The organism is Peterkaempfera griseoplana (genome assembly GCF_001418575.1).
Classification (GTDB): domain Bacteria; phylum Actinomycetota; class Actinomycetes; order Streptomycetales; family Streptomycetaceae; genus Peterkaempfera; species Peterkaempfera griseoplana.
Genome location: NZ_LIQR01000615.1, coordinates 1 through 5,777, shown reverse-complemented (window position 1 = coordinate 5,777; position 5,777 = coordinate 1). Strand labels below are relative to the sequence as shown.

Annotated in this window: 3 protein-coding genes; all 3 read right to left on the bottom strand. The window is 72.8% G+C overall.

What is annotated here, in order from left to right:
* Nucleotides 1-41: 41 nt before the first annotated feature.
* Nucleotides 42-1,472, bottom strand: a complete 1,431-nt coding sequence (pyk, locus tag AOK09_RS34125) for a pyruvate kinase (protein ID WP_055591093.1) — start codon at nucleotides 1,470-1,472, stop codon at nucleotides 42-44.
* A 111-nt stretch (nucleotides 1,473-1,583) separates the two neighbouring features.
* Nucleotides 1,584-2,795, bottom strand: coding sequence for an acetate/propionate family kinase (locus tag AOK09_RS34120; protein WP_079063645.1), 1,212 nt, complete (start codon nucleotides 2,793-2,795; stop codon nucleotides 1,584-1,586).
* A 26-nt stretch (nucleotides 2,796-2,821) separates the two neighbouring features.
* Complete coding sequence (pta, locus tag AOK09_RS34115; protein ID WP_055591091.1) at nucleotides 2,822-4,939, bottom strand: phosphate acetyltransferase; 2,118 nt, start codon at nucleotides 4,937-4,939, stop codon at nucleotides 2,822-2,824.
* Nucleotides 4,940-5,777: the final 838 nt, after the last annotated feature.

The following is a 5,777-nucleotide window of genomic DNA, read 5'->3' as shown; positions in this document are numbered from 1 at the left end:
GGAGGCGCCCCGCGCCGCGTCTGCCGACGGTGTGTCAGGTGTCAGGCGCCGGTGTTCTCGCCCAGGTGGTGCACCCGGACCATGTTGGTGGTGCCGGGGATGCCGGGCGGGGAGCCGGCGGTGACGATCACGGTGTCACCGGCCTTCAGGCGGCCGAGCGCCAGCAGCTCCTCGTCGACCTGCTCCACCATCGCGTCGGTGGTCTGCACGGTGGCCGACACAAAGGTCTCCACACCCCAGCTGAGGGCCAGCTGGTTGCGGGTGTGGGCGTCCGGGGTGAAGGCGATCACCGGGATCGGCGAGCGGTAGCGCGAGAGGCGGCGGGCGGTGTCACCGGACTTGGTGAAGGCCACCAGCGCCTCGGCGGACAGGAAGTCGCCCAGCTCGCACGCGGCACGGGCGATGGAGCCGCCCTGGGTGCGGGGCTTGCGGCCCGGGTTGAGCGGCTGCAGACCGCGGGAGAGCAGCTCGCCCTCGGCGGCCTCGATGATGCGGCCCATGGTCCGCACCGTCTCGACCGGGTACTTGCCGACGCTGCTCTCGGCGGAGAGCATCACCGCGTCGGTGCCGTCCAGGATGGCGTTGGCCACGTCCGAGGCCTCGGCGCGGGTCGGCCGGGAGGCGTGGATCATCGACTCCATCATCTGGGTGGCGACGATGACCGGCTTGGCGTTCTGCCGGCAGAGGGTGATCAGCTGCTTCTGGACCAGCGGCACCTTCTCCAGCGGGTACTCCACCGCCAGGTCGCCGCGGGCCACCATCACGGCGTCGAAGGCGAGCACGATCTCGCGCATCGCCTCCACGGCCTGCGGCTTCTCGATCTTGGCGATGACGGGGACCCGGCGGCCCTCCTCGTCCATCACCGCGTGCACCCGCTCGATGTCCGCGGCGTTGCGGACGAAGGAGAGGGCGACCATGTCGACGCCGAGGCGGAGCGCGAAGCGCAGGTCCTCGATGTCCTTCTCGGACAGCGCGGGCACGTTGACGGCCGCGCCGGGCAGGTTGATGCCCTTGTTGTTGGAGAGGACCCCGCCCTCGACCACCACGGTCTTCACCTGGGGGCCGTCGACGCTGACGACCTCCAGCGCGACCGCGCCGTCGTTGATCAGGATCGGGTCGCCCTTCTTCACATCGCCCGGCAGACCCTTGTAGGTGGTGCCGCAGATGTGCTGGTCGCCCGGCACGTCCTCGATGGTGATGGTGAACTCGTCACCGTTCTCGACGGTGACCGGACCCTCGGCGAAGGTGGCGAGGCGGATCTTGGGGCCCTGGAGGTCGGCCAGCACCCCGATGGGGCGGCCGGTGTCCTCGGAGACCTGACGGACCCTGTGGTAACGGCCCTCGTGCTCGGTGTGGGAACCGTGGCTCATGTTGAGACGGGCCACGTTCATACCGGCCTCGACGACGGCCTTCAGCTGTTCGTAGCTGTCCGTCGCGGGACCCAGGGTGCAGACAATTTTCGCTCGGCGCATATGGATCATTCTATCCGTTCGTGCTATAGGTGCATTCCGGTCGGTTTCCGCTTGGATCGCCCGCGAAGCATCTCGGTATCCGGGACGGTCCGTGGGACGGTGGGCCGGGTTTCAGCCTGCCGTCCGGCGCACCAGGGCGAAGGCCTGCCGCGCGATCTCGAACTCCTCATCGGTCGGTACCACGGCCACCGCGACCCGCGAGTGCGCCGGGGAGATCAGTCTCGGACCACCCGGCGGCAGCCCGTTCAGCGCCTCGTCGACCACGATCCCCAGCCCCTCCAGACCGGCCGTCGCGGCAGCCCGTACGGCGGCCGAGTGCTCGCCCACACCGGCGGTGAAGGCCAGCGCGTCCACCCGGCCCAGCACGGCGCAGTACGCGCCGATGTACTTGCGGAGCCGGTGGATGTACACCTCGAAGGCGAGCCGGGCGTCCGCGTCCCCCTCGCCCCGGCGCCGCTCGACCTCCCGCATGTCGTTGTCCCCGCAGAGGCCCAGCAGCCCGCTGCGGCGGTTGAGCAGGTCGTCCACCGCCTCCATGGACAGGCCGCCCACCCGGTGCAGATGGAAGACCACCGCCGGGTCCAGATCGCCCGACCTGGTGCCCATCACCAGGCCCTCCAGCGGCGTCAGGCCCATGGAGGTCTCCACGCACACCCCGCCCGCCACCGCCGAGGCCGAGGCGCCGTTGCCCAGATGGAGCACGATCACATTGACCTCGGCCGGATCCCGGCCCAGCAGTGCCGCCGTACGGCGCGACACATACTGGTGGGAGGTGCCGTGGAAGCCGTAGCGGCGCACCCCGTAGCGGTCGGCCGTGGCGCGGTCCACCGCGTAGGTGGCGGCGGCCGGGGGCAGCGTGGCGTGGAAGGCGGTGTCGAAGACCGCCACCTGCGGCAGGTCGGGACGCAGGGCGCGGGCCACCTCGATGCCGGTGGTGTTGGCCGGGTTGTGCAGCGGGGCCAGCGGGGTCAGCGCCCGGACCTCCTTCAGCACCTCGTCGGTGATCAGCGTCGGCTCGGTGAACCGGGTGCCGCCGTGCACCACCCGGTGCGCCACCGCCGCCAGCCCGGGGGAGTCCAGCCCCTGACCGTCCGTGCGCAGCTCCTCGCCCACCGCCTTGAGCGCCGTGGCGTGGTCGGGGAAGGGCCGGCACTGCTCGCGCGGCTCGCCCCGCAGCGGCTGGTGGACCAGCCGGCTGCCCTCCTCGCCGATCCGCTCCACCAGGCCACCCGCCAGCGGACGGCCGTCGGTCATGTCCAGCAGCCGGTACTTCAGCGACGAGGAGCCGGAGTTGAGGACGAGGACCCGGGTGGCTGCGCTCACAGAGGCTGACTCCTTGGAGTTGCGGGTCACCGGGCGCCGCCGCCCTGGGCCTGGACCGCGGTGATGGCCACGGTGTTGACGATGTCCTGCACCAGGGCGCCGCGCGACAGGTCGTTCACCGGCTTGCGCAGGCCCTGCAGCACCGGGCCCACCGCCACCGCGCCCGCGGAGCGCTGGACCGCCTTGTAGGTGTTGTTGCCGGTGTTGAGATCCGGGAAGACCAGCACGGTGGCGCGACCTGCCACCTGGGAGCCGGGGAGCTTGGTGGCGGCCACGCCGGGGTCCACCGCCGCGTCGTACTGGATCGGCCCCTCCACCAGCAGGTCGGGCCGCCGCTCCCGCACCAGCGCCGTGGCCTCGCGGACCTTGTCCACATCGGCGCCCGAGCCCGAGGTGCCGGTCGAGTACGACAGCATGGCCACCCGCGGCTCCACCCCGAACTGGGCTGCGGTCTCGGCGGAGCTGATGGCGATGTCGGCCAGCTGGCGGGCGTCCGGGTCGGGGTTGACCGCGCAGTCGCCGTACACCAGCACCCGGTCGGCGAGGCACATGAAGAAGACCGACGAGACGATGTCGGCACCCGGAGCGGTCTTGATGATCTCGAAGGCGGGGCGGATGGTGGCGGCCGTGGAGTGCACCGCACCGGAGACCATGCCGTCGGCGAGGCCCTCCTGGACCATCAGGGTGCCGAAGTAGCTGACGTCGGCCACCACGTCGTAGGCCAGCTCCGCGGTGACACCCCGGTGGGCGCGGAGCTTGGCGTACAGCTCGGCGAAGCTCTCCCGCAGCGGGGAGGCGGCCGGATCGACGATGCGGGCGGTGGCGCCGGACGACTCCCGGTCCAGGCCGAGATCCACACCCAGGTCCGCGGTACGGCGGCGGATCACCTCCGGGTCGCCGAGCAGGGTGAGATCGCAGATGTTGCGCCGCAGCAGCACCTCGGCGGCGCGCAGCACCCGCTCCTCGGTCCCCTCCGGCAGCACCACATGGCGGCGGTCGGACCGGGCCCGCTCCAGCAGCACATGCTCGAACATCATCGGGGTCACCCGCTCGGAGCGGCTCAGCTCGATCCGGCTGGTCAGCTCGGCGGTGTCGACATGGAGTTCGAAGAGGCCGAGCGCGGTCTCCGCCTTGCGGGGGCTGCCGGCGGTCAGCCTGCCCTCCAGGCCGCTGAGCGAGGCGGCGGTGAGCCAGCTGCCGCCGGGGACCACCGCCACCGGCGTACCGGGGGCGAGCCGGGCGGCCAGCGACAGCACATCGGCGTCCGGACGGATCCCCAGGGTCAGCAGCAGGCCGGAGATGGGCGGGGCGCTCGCGGCATGGGCGGCCAGGCTGCCGATCAGCAGATCGGCGCGGTCCCCCGGGGTCACCACCATGGCGCCCTCGGTGAGCGCGGCCAGGAAGGTGGGGAGGGTGGCACCGCCGAAGACGAACCCCCGCACATCCCGGGCCAGGCCGGTGGCGTCGCCCAGCAGCACCTCGGCGCCGGTGGACTGGACCACCTGCGCGACGGTGGGTGCGGCCAGCGCCGGCTCCTCGGGCAGGACGTAGGCGGGGACTGCCGGCCGGCCCGTCAGACGGCGCGCGATCTGCTGCTTGTCCGAGGGGGACACCCGGTTGGCGATCATCGCCAGGATGTTGCAGCCCAGGTCGGTGTAGGCACGGAAGGCATTGCGGACCTCGGCGACCACGGCGTCGGCCCCCTCGTGGAGGCCGCCGACCACCGGCAGCACCCAGGCGCCGAACTCATTGGCAAGACGGGCGTTGAAGGCCAGCTCGTCGGGGATGGAGGTGTCCGCGAAGTCGGTGCCCAGCACCAGCATCGCCGGGCACTTGGCCTCCAGGGCGCGGAAGCGGTCCACCAGGACCGAGACCAGCTCGTCCACCCCTCGTTCCGCCTGCAGGGCGGTGGCCTCCTCGTAGGTGAGACCGTACAGCTCGTGGGGCGGCAGATCGATCCGGTAACGGCCGCGCAGCAGCTCCACCACATGGTCGGAACCCGGGCCGCCCGGCGCGGAGTGGACCAGGGGCCGGAACACCCCGACCCGGTCCGCATGCCGGGTCAGCAGCTCCATGACCCCCAGCTCGACCACCTGTCGGCCGTCCCCGCGGCCGATGCCGGTCACGTACACGCTGCGCGCCACGCGCTCTTCTCCGTTCCCTGGGACTGCTGAGCCGTACGGCCCACCCGGTCGTGGCCCCGGCGTTGCCGGGCCGCGGCCCCTGCCCGACCTTACCCGGGTGGCCTGAACGGTGGTCGAAGCGGAGGTGCCTGCGCAGCGGCGGACGGATTCCGTCCGGATCCATGCCGCCGGCTGCCGGCCTGCCGAGCCCCTCGACGGCCGGCGGGCCCGGCGACGGCCGTGGCGCGCCTGCGGCTGGGGGGTCCGGCGATGGCCGGCGGGTCCAGCTGTGGCCGGCGGGTCTATCGGCGGCCGGCGGGTCTGCCGGGGCGAGCGGGTGACCGGGGCCACCGGCCAAGGCAGTCGGTCTGGTCGAGGCAGTCGGGCACCTGGAGGCAGTCGGTGGAGGCAGTCGGTCAGGTCGGAGCAGCGGAGCACGGGGAGGCAGCAGGGCATGCCGAGGCCACCGGAGCACGGCGGCGGTTGGCGAGCCCGTCGGGGTTGCTGAGCCCGGCGACGGGCTGCCGAGCGTGCCGCGGCCGCTGGGTCCGCCGGCGCCGCGGGCAACGCCGAGGCTGCGTGTCATACGGAGGGTGCGGGCAATGCACTGTGGGCAACCCCCAGGCGGCCGACCGAAGGCGTGGAGGCGGCGGAGCACGTCGACGGCCGCCCGGAGCCTGCTCCGGGCGGCCGTCCTCGTCTCGCCCCTCGGTTCCCCCTCGGCGAGCTTCCCCCTGGAGCCCTTCTCCCCCTCGGGCTCCCTCACTCCCGCACGCGACGTCCCCCACCGCGTACGGGCCCCTGGTGTCCGACCCCGGCCCCCGGCGGACGGCCCCCCAGCCGTCCGCCGGGGGCCGGG